Source organism: Parafrankia sp. EAN1pec (genome assembly GCF_000018005.1).
Taxonomy (GTDB): domain Bacteria; phylum Actinomycetota; class Actinomycetes; order Frankiales; family Frankiaceae; genus Parafrankia; species Parafrankia soli.
The window spans coordinates 5,217,415-5,238,921 of sequence record NC_009921.1; the positions used below are offsets into that span (position 1 = coordinate 5,217,415).

Below are 21,507 nucleotides of genomic sequence, written 5' to 3' on the forward strand. Positions count from 1 at the left end.
ACCCCTAGAACCAGCTGCGTGACGACGCCGGACGGCGGTCAGTTCAGTCTGCTGCCGCAGCGCTGGCTGGGGTTGAGCGGGATGAACTCCTTTCCGTCCTGGGATATCTGCACGAACTGGTAGCAGGTGCTGAGCTGCCCGATGTTGGTCGCGAAGTCGACCTTGCTGGACAGGAGTCCGCCCGCCTCGTAATCGTGGACGGCGTGCAACGCGTTCATGAACCCCTCGCGGGTCGGGCATTCGCCGGCGTCCTGCAGCCCGCGCAGGTACAGGTCGGCCGAGATCCATCCATACACGGCACTCTGCTGTTGCATCGGCTGGGTCTCGTGTGCGTACCGGGCCATGGCGGAGATGAATGTCTGGTGGGCCGGCAGGTTCAGTTCGAACGGCACGAAATCAATGTAGATCGTCGTTCCGGCGACCTGCCGGGCCGAGTCGCTGGAGCAGGGCAGGGTCGTAGCCCGTGGGTGTCATCACCAGCTTCAGCTGGAGGCCGGCGTTGCGCACAGCCGGCATGAGCTGGGCCAGCACGTCGGGGGTCACCGCACCGGTGATCATGTCGACATTCGCGGCCTTCAACTCCTGCGCCAGTCGGTCGAAACTGGTGGCATTGACCGTCACGTCCGGGTTGAGGACGACCGGGATCCCTGCTGAGTCCATACTCGCCTGTAGCTGAGCCCGGTAGGCCACGCTGCTTGAATTGAGGGCCAGGCCGAGGATGGCCACGCGGGTACTCCCCCTGGGACCGCGCGAAGTCACCCCAGGTGCTGACGGACGATCTCGAGGACTGGACGTAGAACCAGCTGATCATGTTCGGGTGGTCTGGCCAGGACTCGTCCATGCTGGGCCCGACCACCGGGATGCCGTGCTCCTCGACGTAGTCCGCCGAGCTGAGGGCCATGATCGAGCCCTGGATGATGCCGAACACGCCCTTGGTCTCGACCAGTTCGCGCACGGCGTTCTGGGTGGACGACGGGTCGGACTGGGTGTCCTTCCACTCATAGACGACCTTCCGGCCGTTGACCCCGCCGTTGTCGTTCGCCACGCCGAGACGGGAATCGATCCCGGCGCGGAACGCCGCGAGGAGACCCGCGCCGATCCCCGTGTCGTCAATGGCCGCTCCAAGAGTGACCTGGGTCGAGGTCACACCAGGTGTCGCACAGCCCTCGGCTGCTGGCCCGGACCCCTCTCCCCGCCCATGATCCCGCAGGCTGCCACCACACTCGTCAGGCCGCTGATCGCGATCACACTGACGGCAGCGTTCAGCCGCCGTGGACGACAAAATGGCATAAGCCCTCGATTCCTGCCTACCAACACCGTCTACCCTTCAGTAATATTTACTGATGTTGTATTCGTGAGGTGACCGGCTATGGGGGTTCGAGTTGTAGGCCGGTTCCGGTCAGGAGCCCCGTAGCAGGTCGGGGCGGTACTGAAGGCGTTTGATCGCGGTCCTGATGACGCGGATCAGGTGGTCCAGGCTGCGGGCGGTGAGGTTGGCCAGCACTCCGGTCTTCAGATGCGCCCACAGGCTTTCCACCGGGTTCAGCTCGGGGGTGTACGCCGGCAGCCAGGACACGTCCAGCCAGTCGTCGTGGTGTTCGACCGATCGCGACCCGCGGCGGGCGGCGGGCGGAGACCGGTACGACCGGGGTGCGGCCGCGGCGTGCCCGGGTCCGTGCCTTCGGTGGTCTCAGCGACTGGCCGGTCTCGTCGAGGAAGCAGATCCAGACGCCGCGGGCCGCGGCTGTTCTTTTACCCGCGGCCACCCGTCTCGCTGCCAGGTCGTGACCGCGGCCTCGTCGCGCTCGACGGCCCGGTGGGCCGGGCGCTGCGCGGAGTAGCCCAGCCGGTGCAGCAGCTTCGCGACCCCGGTCAGCGTGTAGGACTCGCCGAACAGCCCTTCGATCAACAGCCCTTCGATCCTTCGATCAGGAGCGCGACCCGGGACAGGGTCCAGCGCTGATCCACGGTCCAGCCGTGTGCGGCCGGCCCGCGGTCCAGCTCGACAGCCAGCCGGGCCAGCTGGTCGCCATCCAGACGGCAGCGCGACGCCGGTCCGGTCGACCGCAACGCCTCGACCCCGCCGGCACACCAGTCCTGCTGCCAGGCATGGGCCGACTTGCGCGACACCCGCAGCCGTACGGCGACCTGCGGCGGGGACAGACCCTCGGAAAACATCGCCGCGGCCTGCAAACGGACCCGTTCACGGCGGGCCCGGCCGGCATCCGTCAACCCGCCACCATCGGGATACCTCATACACGCGGACTACCCCACGAGCCGAAGGCCACCCTGCAGATTCAAGGTCGATAATCACACGGAAATGGACCCACCCGCAGCGGACAGGACGACCACCGATCAGCACGGAGATCGCGACCCTCATCGAACGGCTCGCGACCGAGAACACGACATGGGGCTACCAGCGGATCCAAGGCGAGCTCCCCACACTCGGCCACCGGGTTGAGCGCCTCCACGATCCGCCGGGTCCTGAAGTCCCTGGGGCTGCCCCGGCACCGAAACGGCAGACCGACACCACATGGTGGCACTTCCTGCGTACGCAGGCGTCGACGATGCTGGCCGTGGACTTCTTCCACGTGGACTGCGCGGTGACGCTCCAGCGTCTGTACTGCTTCTTCGTCATAGAGGTCGGCTCGCGCCCTCCACATCCTCGGGATCACCGCCCACCCCGACGGACCATGGACCACCCAACAGATCCGCAACCTCCTCCTGGACCTCGGCGACCGGACAGCCGACTTCCAATTCCTGATCCGCGACCGCGCCGGACAATTCACCGCCTCCTTCGACGCAGTCCTCGCAGACGCCGGCATCACAGCCATCAAGATCCCACCCCGAACCCCCCGCGCGAACGCCTACGCTGAGCGGTTCGTCCGCACCGTCCGGACCGAGGTCACCGACCGGATGCTGATCTTCGGCAAGCGGCATCTGCGTACCGTCCTGGCCGAGTACGCGGCCCACTACAACGGACGGCGACCCCACCGCGGCCGCGACCTTCAACCACCACGACCCGACCACCCCATCGCCGACCTGACCCAGGAACGCGTCAAACGCCAGCCCATCCTCGGCGGCTTGATCAACGAATACGAACGAGCAGCCTAAAACCCCAGGTCAACGCCGGTGTCCGAGTTCTGGCACCCCACAGGGTGATGCGTTATTTGCGAGGTGTCTAATTTTTGAGAAGTCTCCCCATACGTGCCTGGTTTCTGCCAGGCTGGGATCGACGGCTGATGACCCCTCATCAGCGGCCGTCGGGAGGGGTAACGTGTGGGCTGACTTCTGGAGGGGGCTGGCCATAGCAGAGAATCGAACTATCCGACAGAAGATTCCACGTCGCATCGGCCGTTCGCCGCGCGGGGGTGGGAAGGTTCCACTCACAAAGTAATCGATCTTTTGACTTCATCCACGGCTAGCTCGACAGAGCTCTAACCTGGACACGGAAATCTAGCCCACTGCGAGTAGCAGAAATTTCCTTCTGCCACCGGTGAAGCTCTCAGGAATCACGGTCAACGCCATGCGCGCATGAGATACACGGGCACCGAGAAGCGGGGAGAACTTACATCATGCCGTTCAGTCCTGCGAACACGAAGTGGTCAGTCGCCGCGTTTGATGACAACGGCGCTATCGGTAGCTTCCACCCCACTCCGTGGGAGTTCCATCAGGAGGCCATGAACGCCGGAACGCTTTGGGTCGGCGGCTACACGGCGATCCCTGAGGTCAGCAACGGGATCCGTTGCGAGAACCTGAAAGCGGGCGCCGGCACGGTAAGCGACTCGTTCGAGGTCTTCTTCGTCACTCCGACTCGGTTTATCGCGACCAAGGGCGGCGCTCTTTACCGTTTCGGGAAGAAGCTTTGACGCGCACGTCGCACTGACAGGTACCGCTGAGAACCAGGAACTTCTCGCCTTCCCCGAGCGTCCGGGGTGCACAAGCACCGATCCGGCGCTGCGTCCCGCCAGGCCCGGCACCGGCGCCGCTGGTGCCGGGCCTGGCGGTCGATGTGCATGCCGCGGTCACCGTGCTGGCCCTGTGGGGCTCCAGAACCCTGATTTGGGCGGTGACCTGCGGTTTGCCTGCGGGGCAGGACCCGTGTCGGGCACGAATGGGGTGTGGTCGCTGCTCTACGCCCTGACACGCAACGCTCTCGGACTGATGCTGCTCCGGGTCCGTGGGGACACCGCGAAGGACGTGGAGCTCCTTGTCCTGCGACATCAGGTGGCGGTACTGCGACGGCAGGTGAACCGTCCGACGTTGGAACCGGCGGATCGGCTGATCCTCGCGGCGCTGTCCCGGCTGCTGCCCCGGGCCCGCTGGGGTTCGTTCTTCGTCACCCCCGCCACCGTGCCGCGCTGGCACCGGGAACTCCTCGCACGCCAATGGACCTACCCGCGGAAGTCGCCTGGGCGGCCACCGGTCCGCCGGGAGATCCGCGAGCTGATCCTGCGCCTCGCACGGGAGAACCCGACCTGGGGCCACCGCCGGATCCACGGCGAGCTCGTCGGGCTGGGTTACACGGTCGGGGTCGCCACTGTCTGGCGGATCCTGCACCGCGCCGGTGTCGACCCCGCACCCCGCCGGGCCGACACCTCCTGGCGCACGTTCCTGTCCGCCCAGGCCTCCGGCCTGCTGGCCTGCGACTTCTTCACCGTGGACACCGTGTTCCTCCAACGGATCCACGTGCTCTTCGTCGTCGAACACACCACCCGCCACGTCCACGTCCTCGGGGCCACGAAACACCCGACCACGGCGTGGGTCACCCAGCAGGCACGGAACCTGCTGATGGACCTCGACGAGCGTGGCCACCGGTTCCGGCTCCTCATCCGTGACCGCGACACGAAATTCACGGCCTCGTTCGACGCTGCCTTCGCCGGGGCCGGCATCGACGTGATGCGCACACCGCCACAGTCACCGAAAGCGAACACGATCGCGGAACGCTGGGTCGGCACCGTCCGCCGCGAATGCACCGACCGACTACTGATCGTCTCCGAACAGCACCTCACGTCGGTCCTCAGCAGCTACGCCAAGCATTTCAACACCCACCGACCCCGCCGCTCCCTCCACCAGCACCCACCCGACCCGCCACCGATGGTCACACCGACCCCGGAGTCCGCCGTCCGTCGCACACGCATCCTCGGCGACATGATCAACGAGTACCGCAACGCCGCCTGGCGACGCCCCCAAACGATCACGTCAGCTGCAAAAGAGCAGATCAGAGGCCGAAACCCAAGTTCTGGAGCCCCACACCCTCGTTGCTGTTCTCGGGCACGATTGCTGTAGCGCGCTCACCGCGGCGTCCGCGGCAGATCGTGACGGACCGTATGTGTGTAGGTCGGAGACCCGGCGGGCGCGGGTGAACTCGTCGATGTCGTAGCCGAGCCGACGCAGGATCGCAGTGACCCGTGCCAGCCCGACCAGCCACGACACAGCTACCCGGCCACGCGCCCATCGAGGCGGATACCGACCGCTGGTCCACGGGCCGTGCCGCGGCTGTCAAACCGTGGAGAACAAAGGGATTTCGTTAAAGCTCCGTCGTCACAGCCGCGCGACCCGGCGCACGGATCTGCCCCGAGTCGGATACAGCAGTCGGTAGCTGAGTGTCACCGAGATGCGGGTGCGGTTCCGTGCCATGCCGGTCGGACGAGACACGCCAAGGCCCGTCGCAGGGCCATGCCGGGGCCGCACTACTTTTCGCGCATCGCGTGCCCGGCAGGGTGCTTGTTCATCGCGCTCGTGCGGTGCGTGGCGCCTTCGTCGACGGCGCGTACGGACCGGGCTCGCCGCCTGTCTCTCGGGCGGCCACGACACCCGGCCGGCGGTAACATCCGAGCGTGCAACCGCGACGTCACGGGATGCGCCAGCGGCAACGCCGTGACTCGGCACGGGAGTGGATCCGTTCCGGCGCGGTTATCACCGTGAAAAGCTACGCCAAGCGGTACGGCGTCGACCGGTACACCGCCTACGACGACCTCACCGCACTCGGGCTCGCGCTGCCCGACTCGGCGCATCACTGGGCACAGCGCCCCCCGGCGACCCCACGCGGTCACGCCGAGCATGTCGGCGACCAGGCCGACGACGAGTGGTGGACCACACTGGACGGCAGGTCGTTCTTCGTGGTGGGCCGCACCTCGGGTGGTGCGCCCTACGGCATGCTCGCCGACGAGACGTTGCCGTACGACGATTCGTTCGACAGCTTCGGAACCTAATCAGCTGTCCGAGGCGGGACCAGCCATCCGAGCGATGTCCCTCGTGCCGAAATTCCATCCGCCATCGCCGCTGGTCGGCCGTTTCCATTCGCGCGATCGGCAGCGACATCGACCGCGCACCGTGCCGTCGGCGGCCTCAGCTCGCACGGCTGGACGGGATCACACCCCAGGCACCCTCAGCTCCAGCCGGACGGGACACACCGCCCCGATATAGACATGCACAGCTTTGACACAGGGGATGCACAGCGTAGGCAAGGGCTGTCCCACCACGGTGGCGGTACAGGATCAGCCGATCTCAGAGGGAGCGCACATGGCGGACCGTCAGCAGCCAAGCCGGATGCCGACGTACGAGGGGCGTGCACTGGCCCGTCCTGAGGAGGAGATCGTCGATCAGGGGCTGGGCTTCGACATGGGCACGGTGGTGAGCCGGCGGCGGATGCTGGCCTTCTTCGGTGTGGGTGCCGCGGCAGCAAGCCTAGCCGCCTGCACTCCAGGCCAGGTCGGGTCCTCGGGGGCGTCCGCTGCTACGGCGTCCGCGGTTGCAGGGGAGATCCCCGAAGAGACCGCGGGCCCCTACCCGGGCGACGGGTCCAACGGGCCGGACGTCCTCGAGCAGAGCGGTGTGGTCCGCAGTGACATCCGGTCCAGCTTCGGCGACTCGACCGGCACCGCCGAAGGCGTCCCCATGACACTGGCGCTGACGGTCCGCGACCTCGCGAACGGTGGCACGCCCTTCGCCGGGGTGGCCGTGTACGTGTGGCACTGCGACCGCGAGGGCCGCTACTCGCTGTACTCCGACGGCGTCACCGACCAGAACTATCTGCGTGGCGTCCAGATCACCGACACCGCCGGCACGGTCCGTTTCACCAGCATCTTCCCCGCCTGCTACTCAGGACGCTGGCCCCACATCCACTTCGAGGTCTACCCCGACCAGGGCAGCATCACCGACGCCACCACGGCCATCGCCACCTCCCAGGTCGCACTCCCCCAAGACGTCTGCACCACGGTCTACGCCCAGCAGGGCTACGAGGCGTCCGTGAGCAACCTGGCCCAGGTCAGCCTCTCCAGCGACAACGTCTTCGGCGACGACTCCGGCGCCAGCCAACTCGCCACCGTGACTGGCGACGTCACCGGCGGCTACACCGTCTCCCTTCCTGTCAGCGTCGACACCGCCACCACCCCCGGCGGCGGCGGCCAAGCCCCCGGAGGGGGCGGCGGCCAGCCGCCGTCCGGCGGGCCAGGTGGTCAGCCGCCGGCCACATCGAGCTGACCAACCCCTCATCGAACCGGGACACCCCATGAATCTCGGAGCCGCTGAGACCGGCCTGATCATGCTCACCGTCATGGTGCTTTTCGGCTACCGGAAACTGCCCGACGCCGCACGGTCGCTGGGCCAATCCCTACAGATCTTCAAAAATGAAGTGCACGAGCTGCACCTCAAGACCCCCGCCTCACCCTCATCCCCACAAGACGGGTCTGTTGCATCCAGCGATGGCAACCGATCTTGATCGGGAATCTTCTCCCGAAGAGGCCTCCGGGCTGTCTCCGTGGCGGCCTTGGAGCACCCCGCTGGCAGGCGGCGAGGTCTTCAGACCGGAAGATGGCTCGTCCGTGCGCCTGCTATACCTGATCTTCGTTCGAGTCTGTGGCTGGCTGGTCCTACTCGGCCGCTCGTACGCCGAGCATTTCAACACCATCGGCCCCACCGTTTCTCCGGCCAGCACCCACCCGACTCGCCGCCCGTGGTCACCCCGACCTCGGAGTCCACCATCCATCGCACACGCATCCTCGGCGGGCTGATCAACGAGTACCGCAACGCCGCCTGACACCTCCCACCGACGACCACGTCAACCACAAAGGCCAGCTCACAGGCCGAAACCCGAATTTCGGAGCCCCACAGGCCTGGCATGCGCTGTTTCCTCGGACCGCAGCAGCGCGCCGCGGATTCCGGTACCGTCAATGGCGGATGGAGTGCACCTCGACCCATCAGTCGATGACGCCGGCCACCAGCGCGGGCCCTCGCCCTTAGCCGGACGTCAGACCCCGTGACTGCGGTCTCGCTTGAAGCAGGGCTATACCAGGTAGTCGCGTAGCCGTTGTGAACGCGCCGGGTGGCTTAGCTTCGCCAGTGTTCTTGATTCTATCTGCCGGATCCGTTCCCGGGTCACCCCGAATTCCCGGCCTACCTGCTCCAACGTCCTAGGCTGGCCGTCAGTCAGACCGAACCGGAGCTGGATGACTTTCTTCTCCCGCTCGGACAGCGTGTGTAGGACCGAGTCGATTTGCTCCTGCAGGAGGACGAAACTTGCCGCTTCGAACGGCACAATCGCGTCGTTGTCCTCGATGAAGTCTCCGAGCTGGGAGTCCTGCTCCTCGCCGATCGGGGTCTCCAGGGCGACCGGTGTCTGTCCGACTTTGAGAATTTCCTCCACTCTGTGCGGTGCGAGGTCTACCTGTGTGGCGATCTCTTCCGGCGAAGGCTCCCGGCCCAGATCCTGCAATAGTTGCCGCTGGATCCGGGTGACCTTGTTGATTGTCTCGACCATGTGTACCGGAATCCGGATGGTGCGCCCCTGATCCGCGATGGCCCTCGTGACAGCCTGCCGGATCCACCAGGTGGCGTAGGTGGAGAACTTGTATCCCTTGGTGTAGTCGAACTTCTCCACCGCACGGATCAGGCCCAGGTTGCCCTCCTGGATCAGGTCCAGCAGCAGCATGCCCCGGCCGACGTACCGCTTAGCGATGGACACCACGAGGCGCAGGTTCGCCTCCACCAGTTTGCGCTTGGCGATCTGACCGTCCTGCTCGATCGCCTCCAAGTCCCGACGCAGCCGCGGGGAGGTCCTTCGGATGGCGGCGAGCTTCTCGGAGGCGAACAGACCCGCCTCGATCCGCTTCGCTAGGTCGACCTCTTCCTCTGCGGTCAGCAGCCGCACCCGGCCGATGGCCTTGAGATACATCCGTACCGGGTCCGAGGGTGGCGTCGTAAGCGCAAGTTCCTCTCCCTCACGACGCCGGCTAGGCATGTCTGAAGCGTCCCCGCCCACCTCGTCGAGGACCTCGATGCCGTCCTCCGCGAGTAGCCGTAGGACAACGTCGCTGCTCTCTGGCGGCAGCTCCGCTGCGAGTAGCGCAGCGGCAATGTCGTCCGGGGTGACGAAACCGTTCTCCTTACCCCGGGCGATGAGGGATCGGATCTTTTCCTCCGCGGCTTCGTCGGGGGCGCTCAGATCCGTGGGCGGCGCATCTTCATGTCCGCGGAAAGACCGGCCCATGTCAGTCAGCACCTATGCTCAGCGTCGGCGGCAGATGTTTCCAGGAGACCCAGCCATATTCTAAGTCTCCACTGGGAACGGGCCCGCAGCGAGGACGCAGATCGTGGCACCTGCGGAGTCCAGGAAGGCACGAGGGGCTCAGAGTGTCGACCACCGAGCAGATCCTCTCCACGTGGCGAAATGTAGCGATGTCTGTGAGAAGTGGACGGTCATTCCAAGCATTGGTTGTTGGCTGGGTCGCGACCGAAAGCCTCTTGATCCTCTCGAGATGAGATTATCGTTTCGATGGTCGTGATCTGCTGTGGTCGTTGGCTCCGTCGGGATGTTCAGGGCTCGGTGGCGAGTAGGTCACGCAGCAGGTCGGCCTGCTCGTGTAGCACGCCGGTCAGGATTGAGCGGGCCACCGCCAGCAACGTCACGATCTCCGGCGACGCCACCGCGTAGAACACGGTCGTACCCTGCTTACGGGTTGTCACCAGCCCGGCGCGGCGCAGCACCCCGAGCTGCTGGGACAGATGCGACGCCTCCAACCCGATCTCGGGCACCAGCTCGCTCACCGACCACTCTCGTTCGCTGAGCAGCTCCAACGCCCGGATACGCGCCGGGTGGCCAAGGGTCCGGAAGAACTCCGCCTTCAGCTGGTACAGCGGCGTCGCCATACGACCTCTCCTTCCAACCTCCAACTACCAGCCATCCGTCAGGCACGGCGCCCGTCCGACAGCTCGTCACGCGACTCAATAACCTTACAACTTCATCAGATTGGTGCGGCGTAGTTCAGCTCTCTAACAGCTGTCGATGGAAGACGGCGTGGCCAAACCAATGCTGCCGACAGGACACAGCTAGCTAGGCGCACCGGGGGCAGGGGTGTGGACGGCGTCGGTCGGCAGCATTGCTGTCAGGCTGTGGCGGCGGCCGAACCCGTTGGCTCACGGAGGGTGTGAGGCGTGGGAGACGGTGTCAGCGCAGCCGGTCGGCGAGGGCCGCGAGTTCGACCCAGAGAGCGTCGGGCATGCGGGGGCCGAGGTCGGTGAAGTATCGACGGATCGTGTCGGTTTTCGTGTTCCCAGGCGGCACAGTCAACGGAGATCGGAACGCCCGCCGGGCCGGCCCATTCCGCAGCGATCGTCGGGCATTGGCTGGCGGGGGCGGTGAAACGGGCGTTGGGATGCGCGGCCGGCGTCGCGGACTGTGGTGTCCAGTCGCGGCCCTGCCAGTCGATGAGATGTGCCGGGGGTTCCTTGGTCAGCCCTTCCCACCACACGTCTCCGTCATCGGTGCGCGCGACATTCGTAAAGATCGCATTGCTGTGGATCGTGTCGATGGCGTTGGGGTTGGTCGTCCGGCCGGTGCCCGGCGCGACGCCGAAGAAGCCGGCCTCGGGGTTGACGGCGTAGAGCCGTCCGTCGTCTCCGAAGCGCATCCAGGCGATGTCGTCCCCGATGGTCTCGACCTTCCAGCCGGGGATGGTCGGGACGAGCATGGCGAGGTTGGTTTTGCCGCAGGCGCTCGGAAAGCCGGCCGCGATGTAATGGGTGTTCCCGTCGGGTCCGGTGAGCTTGAGGATCAGCATGTGCTCGGCGAGCCAGCCGTCGTCGCGGGCCATCACCGAGGCGATCCGTAGCGCGTAGTACTTCTTGCCGAGCAGGGCGTTGCCGCCGTAGCCGGAGCCGTAGCTCCAGATTTCTCGTGTCTCGGGGAAGTGGACGATGTACTTGGTGGCGTTGCAGGGCCAGGCGACGTCGGGTTGCTCGGGCTGGCGCGGCGCGCCGACGCTGTGCACGGCGGGGACGAAGAAGCCGTCCTGTCCGAGCTGGTCGAGTGCCGGTTGGCCCATTCGGGTCATTACACGCATCGAGACCGCGACGTAGGCCGAGTCGGTGATCTCGACGCCGAGTGCGGAGATCGGTGAGCCTAGCGATCCCATGCAGAACGGGACGACGTACATGGTGCGGCCCCGCATGCAACCCGCGAACAGGCCCCGCAGGGTGATGCGCATCTCGTCCGGGTCGGTCCAGTTGTTCGTCGGACCGGCGTCGTCCTGGCTCCTCGAGCAGATGAAGGTGCGGTCCTCGACGCGGGCGACGTCGCTGGGGTCGCTCGCGGCGTAGTAGCTGCCGGGCCGCTTGTCCTCGGCGAGACGGAGGAACGTGCCCTTGTCGACGAGCTCCGCGCAGAGCTGGTCGTACTCGGCGTCGCTGCCGTCGCACCAGTGAACCCGGTCGGGCCGGGTGAGGTCGGCGATCGTGGCGACCCACTCCAACAGTGCCGGGTGTGTCGTCGGCGTCGGCTGTAGGCCCGGGATCGTGACGGGCATCTCCCACTCCTTCGACAGACTGTCGGATGGTTGAACTGTACCTCGTCTATCTGACGAAGTTGTCAGGTTATCGACCCTAAAGATCGTCAACATGTCGTCGCATGCCGGCCGGCGGGCGGCCCCAAGCAAGGCGTGTCGCGACGCCTCCGTATCAGCTGAAGGCGGAGTTCTTCCCGCCCCTTGGCCACCCGACGCGCCCGGGCGCTGAAGAGCGGCCGGCGAGGAGCTGGTGCCCGGGGTCGGGCTGGAAGCGTCGCACCTGTTCCAGCAGCTGGGAGTGCAGACCGAGCGCGCACGGCGCATGCGGCAGCCATGTACAACCGACGCCGCCTCGTCGAAGGCCCGCGTTCGTCGCGCCGGGGAACATGCCGCCTGCGAGGACCCGGCCGCATGATCTCGGAGAGCTACCAGGGGGCGGTGGGCAGGATCTCGACGGGCCGCCTCTGCTATCCCGGCGCCTGCCGCAGCCTCCGGTCATCACTCGTCGCAAGTCCGAGGCCCGCAGCGCTGGAGACAAGGCTGAAGGTGGGCACCTCATCCGACTCCGGGCGGCGCGCCCCCGAAGACGCCCCACAGACTGGGCAGCCCCACGATCGCCGGCGCGGACCCCTCCTCGCTCCCACCGTCCACTCCCGGCGATCACCTGGAGATTGAAGACTTCATCAATTAGCGACATTGTGGTTAGATCATGTGCGGGGCGCTCCGGGGACGGGCGGATCTTTCCGCCTGGCGCCGTCCTAACGCGGCTTTCGTGGTCATGTGCAGGCATGTCGATCCCGGGTCCGCCGGGTCGAGACACCGTGCGCGCTGTCCGGCGTGATGCGGTTACCCAGCGGAGGGCGGTGGAGCTGGTGCAGGTACCGCTGTATCAGGCGAAGGCGGAGTTCTTCCGCATGTTGGGCCATCCGGTCCGGATCAGAGTGCTGGAGCTGCTGGCGGACGGACCAATGCCGGTGCGGGAGCTGCTGGCCGCGATCGAGGTGGAACCTTCGAACCTCTCCCAGCAATTGGCGGTGCTGCGCCGGTCGGGGATCGTGACGGCGACCCGGGACGGCTCGACGGTGGTGTACGCGCTGGCCGGCGGGGATGTGGCCGAACTGATGCGTGCCGCGCGAAGGATCCTCACCGAGTTGCTGACCAGCCAACAAGGTCTGCTCGCCCAGCTACACCAGGCTGAGACGAGTCCAGCATGAACGGGACGACCACGAAGAGCCCGCCGGCGATTCGGACACCGTGCGTAGCCCTGCATTCACCAGCACTAACGCTGACCACGTCGACCCCCTTCTCGACACACTGATGATCATCGGAGTAGGTCGTCATGGTGTCGTCACCATCAAGCGGGCGGCATCAGGCCTGAGTCGGGCCGCCGGGCATGGGCGGCCGGCGGAGGCGAGATGCTGACGCCAGGGTCGGCCAAGGCGAACCCGGCGTACAGCATCCGGATCCGGGTCCCGCGGTCGGCGCTGGTGACGGTGCAGACGATCATCGCCGACGCGCCCGGCGCGGTCCTGTGCCACGCCGACGAACCCGACCCCACCGGTGCCCGCCGGATCATTCTCGACGCCGACGGGTCCAGCACCCTGGCCTGGCTCACCCGCACCCTGCGCGACCGGCTCGGCGCTGACCTCCTCGGCGCCGAGGACCTCGCGTTCCGTGCGGCAGCCACCGGCAAACTCGCCCAGCGGGTCGGCGTCGCCACCGGCACAGGCCACGACCTGGCGCTGTTGGACGCCGACGCGGACCGCCGCATCATCCGCCACCTGGCCGCACATCCGCGGCACACCGACCGCTACACCGGCCGAGCACGGCGAGTAGCTCTGCTCACCGATGCAAGCGCGGTCCTCGATTTCGAGCAGCTCACGTCCGCGACCGCCCTGCCCGCACTGGAATCCCAGGCCGTCCACCTGCATCAAGCCACCGGACTCGACGTCTTCCCCTTGCCGATCGCCGCCACCGGCGCGGCTGAACTTGCCACCGCGATCGGGCTGCTCGCACCAGGCTTCGCCGCCACCGTCCTAGTCCACACTCACATCCGACACGTGAACGCCGTCCGCGCAGCGCTCACCTCCGCGCCCTATCTGCTGCTGGACGCCGTCAACGATGGCCTCGCCATCGGCGTCGCCGCTGCAGCACTCACCCACCTGCGAGCCCGCGCCATCGATCCCCACCATGCCCGGGTCGTCCTGATCGATCCGCCTCGGGGCGGAGACCTCGCCGGCCTGCTAGTCGCGGCGCGCATCGGCGACCTGACTCTCTACGACCCGGTCGCCTATGGCATCGAGCCCCTGCACAGGCTCGCCCCCGACATCGATCTGATCATCGATCTACTCGGGCTAGCAGCTCCCCCCGTCGGTATCCCGGTACTCCACAGCCGCCCGGAGACACCACCGGCCCTCGCCGCAGCCACCACCGGCCCGCGGCCGCTACACGCCCTGCCCGGACTGCTGTCCGCAGCCGTCACCACCCAGCAGCCCATCACCCTGGCTGCCCGCGTCGCCGCCGTGCACACCCTGACCGCGCACACCCCGTCCGGACAGCTGATGCCTCCCCTCGACCATCCCCGCCTCACCCCCGCCATCGCCGCCGCCGCGACCCACGCCCTCACCGCACATGAGTAGACGCGGGCCACGGGCCAGGGACGAAGCCAAGCGGAGTGTCAAACAGCTGGACAGGTCGGGCACGTGCGTCGATGTGCGATGTCGGCATGTCCGCCGCTGCAGGGCGGGCGGGCCTCGTGGGGGACATGGGGGTCATGTCGACCTTGCGCCGACGCCGGCCGGCCTATCCGAACCCGCCAAGCACACTGCTTCCTGCGAAGGACGCGCAGGTATCGCGGTATCAACGCCACCGCCAAGCCTCCCCGGCGACGTCCAAGTCAAGAATGCCAGAAGGTCGACAACCTCACCACGCTGGCAGCTCGACTTCCCCACCATCGACGCCACGACGGTCAAGCCGCGACCGGATCCAGCAGATCGCGTCGAGAACCCTGGCGAAACGGCGTCACCCCTCACACTCACACAGACTCCAAAACTACCTCGGGTAATGAAACCGACACCGAAGAATGTGGCGGAGCCGTGCCGCCTCGTGTTCTCAGAAGGCATCACACACAACGAGCACCGTAGCGGGGGTGCACAATGGCCGGAAGGGGTCGTTCCATGGGACGCGGTCGAGCGAAAGCCAAACACACGAAAGTCGCCCGCAAACTCAAATACACCTCCCTCAACCTGGATCTCGACCGACTCCAGTCAGACCTCGGAGACGCCCCCACCCGGGACCACGACGACCGCGACGAACTCCCGCCCCCAGACCCGCAGGCCCCCGACCCAGCGGACGAGAACTGGAGGCCGACCGGCTGAGCCCAACCGCCGGCGCCGCACCCCGGAGCTGGAAACCCTATGGGGGCTCCAGAGCCCCGATCTGGGCAGTGACTTGTACGTTTGCCTGCCGAACTATGCCTGTGCCGGGCAGGCTGGACGGCCATAGTGCCGTCCCTGCTCTACACCCTGACACGCAACGCTCACGGGCTGACGCTGCTCCGAGCCCACGGGGATACTCGGAAAGAGGCAGAGCTCCTCGTCCTGCGACACCAGATGGCGGTGCTGCGACGGCAGATCCACCGCCCGACGCTGGAACCGGCAGATCGGGTCGTGGCGCGACGACAGACAGCGGGCAGACCAGGCTAACGTCAGCCGGAACTCGCCGTCGAGAAGCAGCTCCACCCCGACAATAGAACACCCGTTCGACTACCGCGGCAATCGCGTCAAACAAGACCGCCGGAGAGGATACAGAATGGTCCAAATGCCGAACATCGAGTCAATGCTGACACCTGGCGAGGTAGCCACACTCTTTCGCGTAGACCCGAAGACCGTGACCAGGTGGGCGAGGGCCGGCAAGCTGACATCGATCCGAACCTTGGGCGGCCACCGCAGATACCGCGAGGCCGAGGTACGCGCTGCCCTCAAGGGCTCGAACGAGCCCTCCACCTGGGAGCAAAATCCAGATCCGCACCTCCGGACGCCACTGAACCGAACTCCCGACTGAACACCTGCTAACGATCTTTAATTTGTGAGTAGCTGCTGGTCAGGGTGCTGGCCAAGCGGGGAGTGTCCGTCATGTCGGTTGTGATCGTCATCAGGTGCTACTTACAGGCCCCGAGCAAAGGTCGCGTCTGCGGTCGGCGTTCAGGTGATCTGTCGTTCCATCCGGATGAGGAGTTCTTCGGTGTCGACGGGTTTCGTGACGTAGTCGGTGGCACCTGCGGCGAGGCATTTCTCCCGGTCATGCGGCATGGCCTTGGCGGTTACCGCGATGACCGGAATCGTGGCGAACTGGGGGATCTGGCGGATGGCCGTCATGGTGGCGTACCCGTCCATTTCCGGCATCATCACGTCGACGAGGACGATGTCTACGTCAGCGGTGGCGAGCAGGGTGTCGATGCCTTCCCGCCCGTCGGATGCGTAGATCACGGTGATGCCGTAGAGCTCGAGGACGCTGGTGATGGCGAAGATGTTGCGCACGTCATCGTCGATCACCAGGGTCTTGCGGCCGTGTAGCTCTTCATGCGCAGGGGCCTGGGGGATGGGTGATCGCTCCACCGGCTCAGTCACGTCTCTCGTCAGGGCCGGTTCCTCGTCGAGGTTGGCGGTGGACAGGTGGAGCTCGCCATCGAGCAGCGCCGCGACCTCGCGGGATATGGACAGACCCAGACCGGTGCCGCCGTATCTGCGGTTGGTGGGGCCTTCCCCTTGCTGGAAGGCCTCGAAGAGCCGGTCCAGGTCGTCGTCCGCGATTCCGACGCCGGTGTCGACGACCGAGAACGCGACCGTCTTGCGGGGCCCCGCGGCCCCGTCCGGGCCTTCGGTCGTCCGTATCCGCAGCTCCACGCAGCCCTGCTCGGTGAACTTCACCGCGTTCGACAGCAGGTTGCGCAGTACCTGTGACACGCGTTGGGAGTCGGTGAACAGTTCGGTCGGCGCGTCGGGCGCGACGTCCACGGTGAACTCGAGACCATTCTCCTCCGTGATGGGGTGGAAGGTAGCCCGGAGGTCCTCCAGCAGAGCACGCAGGGAGACGTGCTCCATGTGAATTTCCATCTTGCCGGCCTCGACTTTGGACAGGTCCAGGATGTCGTTGACTAGCTGCAGCAGATCGGCGCCGGCGGAATGGATGACATGCGCGTACTCGACCTGTTTTGCTGTGAGGTTGCGGGCCGGGTTCTGCGACAACATCCGCGCACAGCCCGGCTGCTCACAGCGGAACTGGCGGACCAGCAGCTCGACGATGACCCGCTGCCCGCCGAGCGCGGTGTCGGCGCGAGTGCGGGGCCGGTACCGGCGGCGGCTACCGCCACCGAACCCCCCGTTTTCGAGAACAGCCGCGTCGAGATTTCCGCTCGGCTGCCTCGGGTCGCTTGACATCTATAGGAGCATCGCGTGACAACCGAGTCTCCATCCAATCCGGCACTTGACAGGTTGCTGGTTGGGCATTTGTCAACTGGACCCGTTCCCGGTGGTGGTATGCCCGCCGACGGGCACGCAGGAAGATCGCCTGAGTTCTGACGCGCGTCATCCCATCGCGGCCAGATGGAGGTGTACCGCCGCGTTGGCGCGGGCGGACTCGCCGGTGGCGAGCAGGTCCAGCAGCGCTCCCCGCAGGACGGAGAGCACGAGCGTGCGTTGCGCGAACCCGGTCTCGGTGTCGCGTGTCTCAGGGGGCTGAGCAGCAGCGAGCAACGCGAGCCAGTCGCGGACCGTGTCCTGGGCGAAGCCGGCCCACGGCCCGTCCGGCTCGACGAGGGAGCGTGCGTAACTTTCGACCCACAGCATGAGCAGGCCCCGATGGGCCTCCTCGGACAGCCACCGCCACAGCTCACGCGCGACTGGCGCCAGCCCTTGCGGCCGGTCACGCGAGCCGGCGAGCTGCTCTATGAGGGCCAGTTCGTCAGCTCTGGCCCGCTCGAGCAAGGCGCGGATCAGGCCATCCTTGCTACCGAACAGGTAGAGCAGCACCCGCGGACTGGACTGGATCTCCTCGGCAAGCGGGCGCAGGGACATTCCGCCAAGGCCGTTGCGCAGGGCATGGACGTAGGCCGCTTCCAGCAGTTCCTGACGCCGTACGGAGGGGCTTGTCTCAGGTCCGGCCACCGGGCTAGCCTACTGAAACAGTCGTTTCAGTAGCAGGAGAGTGAAGGCGCGATGGCGGAACGTCGGGTGACCATCCGGCCACTGGGCCGGCCCGGGGACCTGGGCTGGGTGGTGATGGCGCACGGCGAGCTCTACAGCCGGGAGTTCGGCTGGGACAGCAGCTTCGAGGGGCTTGTCGCCCGGATCGTTGCCGACTACGCAGCGGAGAAGGACGCCGGACCGCAGCAAGCATGGATCGCGGAAGTGGACGGGGTGCGGGCAGGGTGCGTCTTCTGCGTACGCGGGGATCAGCGGACCGCGAAACTGCGCGTTCTCCTTGTCGATCCCGCCGCGCGCGGACTGGGTCTCGGGGCCCGCCTCGTCGGGGAGTGCGTGGACTTCGCGCGGGACGCGGGCTATGGGGCGATCTCCCTGTGGACCAACGATGTGCTCCACTCGGCCCGCCGCATCTACCAGAAACAGGGTTTCGAGCTCGTCGCCGAACAGGCCCACCGCAGTTTCGGGCGCGACCTCGTCGGCCAGACTTGGCAGCGTCCCCTGTAACGAACACCCGGCCGAGCCTGCGGCAAGCGCCGCGGTCAACTACCGAGTGAAAGGAGATCCGTGATGCATCGACGTCCGTTCTTCGACGCCAATTTCCATGTGATCGACAAGCGCTTTCCGTTGTACGAGAACAACGGTCCGGTTGTAGACCTTGGTGTAGAAGACGGCGACGCGGATCCCGCCGTCGGTGAGGATGTAGCGGTTGGTCGTCGGGATGCGGTGGATCAGACCGTTTTGGCGGAGTCGCCGCAGGTCGTAAGTCATCTCCCCTGGGCGGTAGGGACCTCGGTGAGCGGGCGGTCGACTTCCAGTTCCTGATCCGCGACCGTGCGGGGCAGTTCACCGCGTCGTTCGACGCGGTCCTCGCCGACGCCGGCATCACCACGGTCAGGATCCCACCCCGAACCCCCCGCGCGAACGCCTACGCGGAACGGTTCGTGCGCACCGTGCGGACGGAGGTCACTGACCGGATGCTGATCTTCGGTGAACGGCACCTGCGCACCGTCCTGTCCGAGTACGCACGGCACTACAACGGACGACGCCCGCACCGCGCGCTCCGCCTTCAACCGCCCCGGCCCGACCACCCGATCGCAGACGGCACGGATCAAGCGCCGGCCTGTCCTCGGTGGCCTGATCAACGAATACGAACGAGCCGCCTAAAAGACCAGATCAACGCCGGTGGCCGAGTTCTGGCACCCCGCATGTCCCGGCCGGTCCATCGTGCGCGAGGTTGAGCGATCTCGACTGCGTAACGGATGTGATCGGCTACCGTTAGATCGTGGCTCTCGGGATTTGCCTGCTCTTTGATCCCCGTGCCGACCGTGCGCTGCGAGACCTGTGGGATCGGCTCGAGGAGCGGGGCGTGCCGACGCTCCGCTCGCACACTCACCGTCTCCACCGTCCTCACCTGTCCTACGTGGTCCTGCTGCGGTGGGATCTCGGCAGCGTTCAGGCGGCAATCGAGGCCCTCCCCGACCGGGGACCCATGGAGATCACCTTTGACGCGCTCGGCGCCTTCCGCCGCGGCCGCATCTCGCTCATTCCGGCCGGCCAGGCGGGACTTGTCGGCCGGCAGCAGGAGGCCGTCCGGGCCGTCCGAGCCACCGGGGCGTTCATCCACCAGCACTACGAGATCGACAGGTGGCTACCGCATTGCGCCCTCGTTCCGCGGGCCCGCCTCGCGCAGCTTCCGGTTGCCGCCGCCACCGTCTACGACGTCCTCCCGATCGCCGCCCGGATCAGCCAAGCCGCGCTCATCGACAGCACCACCGGCCAGATCTGGCCGCTCGCTTCGATCCCCTGAGGCTTCCCCGAGGATTGCGCGACGCCGTAGCCGCCCGCCGTTGCCGCGCGGCCTTTCTACGGCCGACCCTGTGGGGTGCCAGGACTGGGCCGTCGGCGTTGACCTCCAGGGCCCTGACGATGCGTTCGGTGGGCGAAGTCGCCGCCCTGGAGGGCAGCCCTGCGCCACCTCAGGGAACGAGCCGACCAAGCCCGCGATCGGCTGCCCGGCGTCGGCACGGCGGAAACGGTGGCGGCCGGCACGTCCAGGTCCGGTGTCCCGCGGCCAAAGGGGCGAGCGCCCGGCCGGGTCACGATGTTTGCGGGTCTGGGCGCCGCGACCGAGACGCGTAATCCGGAGTGGATCGCGGGCATGCACCGTCGCAGCTCCTGCGCGCGGTCGGCGGCCTGACGACCGCGCAGGTCGCTTCGGCGTTCCTGGCCCGCGAATCCCGCGGCCTACCGGACGGCGGACAGGCCGCGGGTGGGTGTGGTCCGCCGTGCTCCTTCAGCCTCGACATGCACAACACAGGCAGCTTCTGCTGCCACACTTGCTGGACCGGACCGGACTGCGGTCCAGGAAAGGCTTGCGGCAAAGGCTGTTCGCCGTGATCCGCGATGCGCTGGGTCGTCATCCAGGAGTCCACGCCGCTCGATACCGGTGTGGACGTTCCACACCAAAGGGGGTCGACAAGATTCTTTCGAAGAACACAGAGGCGTACCCGTGGTGTCCCGGTCGCGAAGATCGGCCGCCAATAGTTCGCTGGCCATCAACGTTGCCGCGCCGGTCGATTCCGGCGGTATGGGTCTTCCGTCCGCGCGATGCGGAGTGAAGCGGGTGCCCACCACTGCGACGCCTGCGGACACGGGGCGGTTCGCTGCGCTGGTGCGGGCCTGTCATCCGGAGCCGACCGCGGCGGTGACGCTCTTCGCCACCGCACTGGCGATCTCCAGCGGGCGCTCCGCCTCGGGTATCGCCGCCGTGGCGGCCGCGGTCGTCACGGGGCAGTTGTCGATTGGCTGGAGTAACGACGTCATCGATCAGGAGCGCGACGCGGCGGGCGGCCGAACGGAGAAGCCGATCGCCGCCGGCGGAGTAGCGCCGGGGCCGGTCACCCTCGCCTGCGTGGTCGCGCTGGTCGCGTGCGTTCCGCTGTCCTTCGCCTCGGGTGGCCCGGCGGGCTGGACCCATCTCTGCGCAGTCGCTAGTGCATGGGCCTACAACCTGGGACTCAAGGCGACCAGACTGTCCGTCCTCCCGTACGCTCTCTCGTTCGCCCTGCTGCCGGCGTTCGTCGTACTGGGGCTTCCTGATCATCCAGCATCGCCCTGGTGGCTGCCGCTGGCGGGCGCTCTGCTCGGCTCGGGCTCGCACTTCGCGAACACCCTTCCCGACCTCGCCACCGACGCCCGGACCGGGGTGCGCGGCCTGCCGCAACACCTCGGGGCGGCCGGTTCGCGGCGGTCCGCTGCCCTCCTGCTCGCAGCGGGTTCCGCTGTCGCTGTGCTGGGACCGGCGGACCTCAGCCCGTGGCGCGTCGCCATCCTGGTCGCCGTGACGGCGCTGACGGTGCTGGGTCTCCGGCTCGGCGACCGCCATGCCTTCCGGATCGCGATGGCAGTCGCCGCGCTCGACGTTGCGCTCGTTGTCGCCGCCGGCACGTACCTGACCTGATGACAGATGATCGACGAAAGGTCCATGGCCGGACGAGAAAGTTTTTCGACGTGTGATTGTT

The 21,507-nt window shown here is 66.9% G+C and carries 21 protein-coding genes and 6 pseudogenes; 15 read left to right on the forward strand and 12 right to left on the reverse strand.

Going from position 1 to position 21,507, the window contains the following annotated elements; all coding sequences use genetic code 11:
• Positions 1-38 precede the first annotated feature (38 nt).
• The 6 genes and pseudogenes from FRANEAN1_RS43800 to FRANEAN1_RS43825 all read right to left on the reverse strand — a co-directional run bounded on the left by FRANEAN1_RS43800 (position 39) and on the right by FRANEAN1_RS43825 (position 2,178).
• Positions 39-392 (reverse strand): ABC transporter substrate-binding protein, encoded by a 354-nt coding sequence (locus FRANEAN1_RS43800; protein WP_020461880.1) that lies wholly within the window; start codon positions 390-392, stop codon positions 39-41.
• Positions 393-396: 4 nt separating this feature from the next.
• The gene (locus FRANEAN1_RS43805; RefSeq protein ID WP_020461881.1) at positions 397-726 is read right to left on the reverse strand and encodes an ABC transporter substrate-binding protein; all 330 of its coding nucleotides are present in this window, start codon (positions 724-726) and stop codon (positions 397-399) included.
• Positions 727-796: 70 nt separating this feature from the next.
• A pseudogene (locus tag FRANEAN1_RS43810) lies at positions 797-1,147 on the reverse strand (ABC transporter substrate-binding protein); the annotation flags it as partial.
• A 252-nt stretch (positions 1,148-1,399) separates the two neighbouring features.
• Positions 1,400-1,576: a transposase gene (locus FRANEAN1_RS43815; protein WP_347176696.1), complete on the reverse strand. Its 177-nt coding sequence runs from the start codon at positions 1,574-1,576 to the stop codon at positions 1,400-1,402.
• Between the two features lie 114 nt (positions 1,577-1,690).
• Positions 1,691-1,909 carry a winged helix-turn-helix domain-containing protein gene (locus FRANEAN1_RS43820; RefSeq protein WP_347176697.1) on the reverse strand — a complete coding sequence of 73 codons (219 nt, stop codon included), beginning with the start codon at positions 1,907-1,909 and terminating at the stop codon, positions 1,691-1,693.
• Positions 1,906-2,178 carry a helix-turn-helix domain-containing protein gene (locus FRANEAN1_RS43825; RefSeq protein WP_347176698.1) on the reverse strand — a complete coding sequence of 91 codons (273 nt, stop codon included), beginning with the start codon at positions 2,176-2,178 and terminating at the stop codon, positions 1,906-1,908. Before FRANEAN1_RS43825 ends, FRANEAN1_RS43820 begins: the two co-directional genes overlap by 4 nt.
• A 128-nt stretch (positions 2,179-2,306) precedes the next feature.
• Here FRANEAN1_RS43825 and FRANEAN1_RS39300 point away from each other — a divergent pair.
• The 6 genes and pseudogenes from FRANEAN1_RS39300 to FRANEAN1_RS39305 all read left to right on the forward strand — a co-directional run.
• Positions 2,307-3,114: pseudogene (locus tag FRANEAN1_RS39300) on the forward strand (integrase core domain-containing protein); the annotation flags it as partial.
• 461 nt (positions 3,115-3,575) lie between these two features.
• Positions 3,576-3,869, forward strand: coding sequence for a hypothetical protein (locus tag FRANEAN1_RS41350; RefSeq protein ID WP_020461883.1), 294 nt, complete (start codon positions 3,576-3,578; stop codon positions 3,867-3,869).
• 295 nt (positions 3,870-4,164) lie between these two features.
• On the forward strand, positions 4,165-5,289 hold the full coding sequence (locus tag FRANEAN1_RS21280; protein ID WP_083788543.1) for an integrase core domain-containing protein: 1,125 nt from the start codon (positions 4,165-4,167) through the stop codon (positions 5,287-5,289).
• A 551-nt stretch (positions 5,290-5,840) separates the two neighbouring features.
• Positions 5,841-6,215 carry a hypothetical protein gene (locus FRANEAN1_RS21285; protein WP_157472740.1) on the forward strand — a complete coding sequence of 125 codons (375 nt, stop codon included), beginning with the start codon at positions 5,841-5,843 and terminating at the stop codon, positions 6,213-6,215.
• A gap of 310 nt (positions 6,216-6,525) precedes the next feature.
• Positions 6,526-7,485 (forward strand): intradiol ring-cleavage dioxygenase, encoded by a 960-nt coding sequence (locus FRANEAN1_RS21290; RefSeq protein WP_020461885.1) that lies wholly within the window; start codon positions 6,526-6,528, stop codon positions 7,483-7,485.
• A 28-nt stretch (positions 7,486-7,513) separates the two neighbouring features.
• Complete coding sequence (locus tag FRANEAN1_RS39305; protein WP_020461886.1) at positions 7,514-7,723, forward strand: twin-arginine translocase TatA/TatE family subunit; 210 nt, start codon at positions 7,514-7,516, stop codon at positions 7,721-7,723.
• Between the two features lie 564 nt (positions 7,724-8,287).
• On the opposite strand, the gene rpoD is transcribed toward FRANEAN1_RS39305, so the two are convergent.
• From rpoD to FRANEAN1_RS21310, 3 genes and pseudogenes are all read right to left on the reverse strand, one after another.
• Positions 8,288-9,490 carry an RNA polymerase sigma factor RpoD gene (gene rpoD / locus FRANEAN1_RS21300; RefSeq protein WP_020461887.1) on the reverse strand — a complete coding sequence of 401 codons (1,203 nt, stop codon included), beginning with the start codon at positions 9,488-9,490 and terminating at the stop codon, positions 8,288-8,290.
• A gap of 326 nt (positions 9,491-9,816) precedes the next feature.
• On the reverse strand, positions 9,817-10,149 hold the full coding sequence (locus FRANEAN1_RS21305) for a metalloregulator ArsR/SmtB family transcription factor (protein WP_020461889.1): 333 nt from the start codon (positions 10,147-10,149) through the stop codon (positions 9,817-9,819).
• A gap of 422 nt (positions 10,150-10,571) precedes the next feature.
• A pseudogene (locus tag FRANEAN1_RS21310) lies at positions 10,572-11,804 on the reverse strand (phosphoenolpyruvate carboxykinase (GTP)); the annotation flags it as partial.
• 851 nt (positions 11,805-12,655) lie between these two features.
• Between FRANEAN1_RS21310 and FRANEAN1_RS21315 the strand changes: the two are divergent.
• The 5 genes and pseudogenes from FRANEAN1_RS21315 to FRANEAN1_RS39315 form a co-directional block, all read left to right on the forward strand.
• The gene (locus FRANEAN1_RS21315; RefSeq protein WP_020461891.1) at positions 12,656-12,997 is read left to right on the forward strand and encodes a metalloregulator ArsR/SmtB family transcription factor; all 342 of its coding nucleotides are present in this window, start codon (positions 12,656-12,658) and stop codon (positions 12,995-12,997) included.
• A gap of 201 nt (positions 12,998-13,198) precedes the next feature.
• Positions 13,199-14,422, forward strand: coding sequence for a hypothetical protein (locus tag FRANEAN1_RS21320; protein ID WP_020461892.1), 1,224 nt, complete (start codon positions 13,199-13,201; stop codon positions 14,420-14,422).
• 537 nt (positions 14,423-14,959) lie between these two features.
• Positions 14,960-15,160: a DUF3073 family protein gene (locus tag FRANEAN1_RS39310; protein WP_083788300.1), complete on the forward strand. Its 201-nt coding sequence runs from the start codon at positions 14,960-14,962 to the stop codon at positions 15,158-15,160.
• Between the two features lie 81 nt (positions 15,161-15,241).
• A pseudogene (locus FRANEAN1_RS43830) lies at positions 15,242-15,454 on the forward strand (integrase); the annotation flags it as partial.
• A 139-nt stretch (positions 15,455-15,593) separates the two neighbouring features.
• Positions 15,594-15,758: pseudogene (locus tag FRANEAN1_RS39315) on the forward strand (BldC family transcriptional regulator); the annotation flags it as partial.
• Positions 15,759-15,985: 227 nt separating this feature from the next.
• On the opposite strand, the gene FRANEAN1_RS21330 reads toward FRANEAN1_RS39315, so the two are convergent.
• Together FRANEAN1_RS21330 and FRANEAN1_RS21335 are read right to left on the reverse strand one after the other, a co-directional pair.
• Entirely contained in the window at positions 15,986-17,029 is a 1,044-nt protein-coding gene (locus FRANEAN1_RS21330; protein ID WP_347176699.1) for a response regulator, read from the reverse strand.
• A 339-nt stretch (positions 17,030-17,368) separates the two neighbouring features.
• Positions 17,369-17,947 carry a TetR/AcrR family transcriptional regulator gene (locus FRANEAN1_RS21335; protein WP_020461895.1) on the reverse strand — a complete coding sequence of 193 codons (579 nt, stop codon included), beginning with the start codon at positions 17,945-17,947 and terminating at the stop codon, positions 17,369-17,371.
• A 51-nt stretch (positions 17,948-17,998) separates the two neighbouring features.
• On the opposite strand from FRANEAN1_RS21335, the gene FRANEAN1_RS21340 reads away from it, so the two are divergent.
• The gene (locus FRANEAN1_RS21340) at positions 17,999-18,490 is read left to right on the forward strand and encodes a GNAT family N-acetyltransferase (RefSeq protein WP_020461896.1); all 492 of its coding nucleotides are present in this window, start codon (positions 17,999-18,001) and stop codon (positions 18,488-18,490) included.
• Between the two features lie 39 nt (positions 18,491-18,529).
• On the opposite strand, the gene FRANEAN1_RS21345 is transcribed toward FRANEAN1_RS21340, so the two are convergent.
• Positions 18,530-18,754: a hypothetical protein gene (locus FRANEAN1_RS21345; RefSeq protein ID WP_020461897.1), complete on the reverse strand. Its 225-nt coding sequence runs from the start codon at positions 18,752-18,754 to the stop codon at positions 18,530-18,532.
• Between the two features lie 17 nt (positions 18,755-18,771).
• Between FRANEAN1_RS21345 and FRANEAN1_RS39320 the strand changes: the two are divergent.
• The 3 genes and pseudogenes from FRANEAN1_RS39320 to FRANEAN1_RS21360 all read left to right on the forward strand — a co-directional run.
• Positions 18,772-19,150, forward strand: a pseudogene (locus tag FRANEAN1_RS39320) (transposase); the annotation flags it as partial.
• Positions 19,151-19,268: 118 nt separating this feature from the next.
• On the forward strand, positions 19,269-19,793 hold the full coding sequence (locus tag FRANEAN1_RS21355) for a 2'-5' RNA ligase family protein (RefSeq protein WP_020461899.1): 525 nt from the start codon (positions 19,269-19,271) through the stop codon (positions 19,791-19,793).
• An 816-nt stretch (positions 19,794-20,609) separates the two neighbouring features.
• A complete protein-coding gene (locus FRANEAN1_RS21360; RefSeq protein WP_198145345.1) occupies positions 20,610-21,446 on the forward strand; it encodes a UbiA family prenyltransferase in 837 nt (278 codons plus the stop codon).
• Positions 21,447-21,507 lie beyond the last annotated feature (61 nt).

Bases quoted from the DNA above. Each gene is read 5' to 3' on its own strand.
- FRANEAN1_RS21290 (WP_020461885.1), top strand. From the start codon at position 6,526: ATGGCGGACCGTCAGCAGCCAAGCCGGATGCCGACGTACGAGGGGCGT.
- FRANEAN1_RS21345 (WP_020461897.1), bottom strand. From the start codon at position 18,754: ATGACTTACGACCTGCGGCGACTCCGCCAAAACGGTCTGATCCACCGC.
- FRANEAN1_RS41350 (WP_020461883.1), top strand. From the start codon at position 3,576: ATGCCGTTCAGTCCTGCGAACACGAAGTGGTCAGTCGCCGCGTTTGAT.
- FRANEAN1_RS43825 (WP_347176698.1), bottom strand. From the start codon at position 2,178: ATGTTTTCCGAGGGTCTGTCCCCGCCGCAGGTCGCCGTACGGCTGCGG.
- FRANEAN1_RS21280 (WP_083788543.1), top strand. From the start codon at position 4,165: ATGCTGCTCCGGGTCCGTGGGGACACCGCGAAGGACGTGGAGCTCCTT.
- FRANEAN1_RS21340 (WP_020461896.1), top strand. From the start codon at position 17,999: ATGGCGGAACGTCGGGTGACCATCCGGCCACTGGGCCGGCCCGGGGAC.
- FRANEAN1_RS39305 (WP_020461886.1), top strand. From the start codon at position 7,514: ATGAATCTCGGAGCCGCTGAGACCGGCCTGATCATGCTCACCGTCATG.
- FRANEAN1_RS39310 (WP_083788300.1), top strand. From the start codon at position 14,960: ATGGGACGCGGTCGAGCGAAAGCCAAACACACGAAAGTCGCCCGCAAA.
- FRANEAN1_RS21305 (WP_020461889.1), bottom strand. From the start codon at position 10,149: ATGGCGACGCCGCTGTACCAGCTGAAGGCGGAGTTCTTCCGGACCCTT.
- rpoD (WP_020461887.1), bottom strand. From the start codon at position 9,490: ATGGGCCGGTCTTTCCGCGGACATGAAGATGCGCCGCCCACGGATCTG.
- FRANEAN1_RS21320 (WP_020461892.1), top strand. From the start codon at position 13,199: ATGCTGACGCCAGGGTCGGCCAAGGCGAACCCGGCGTACAGCATCCGG.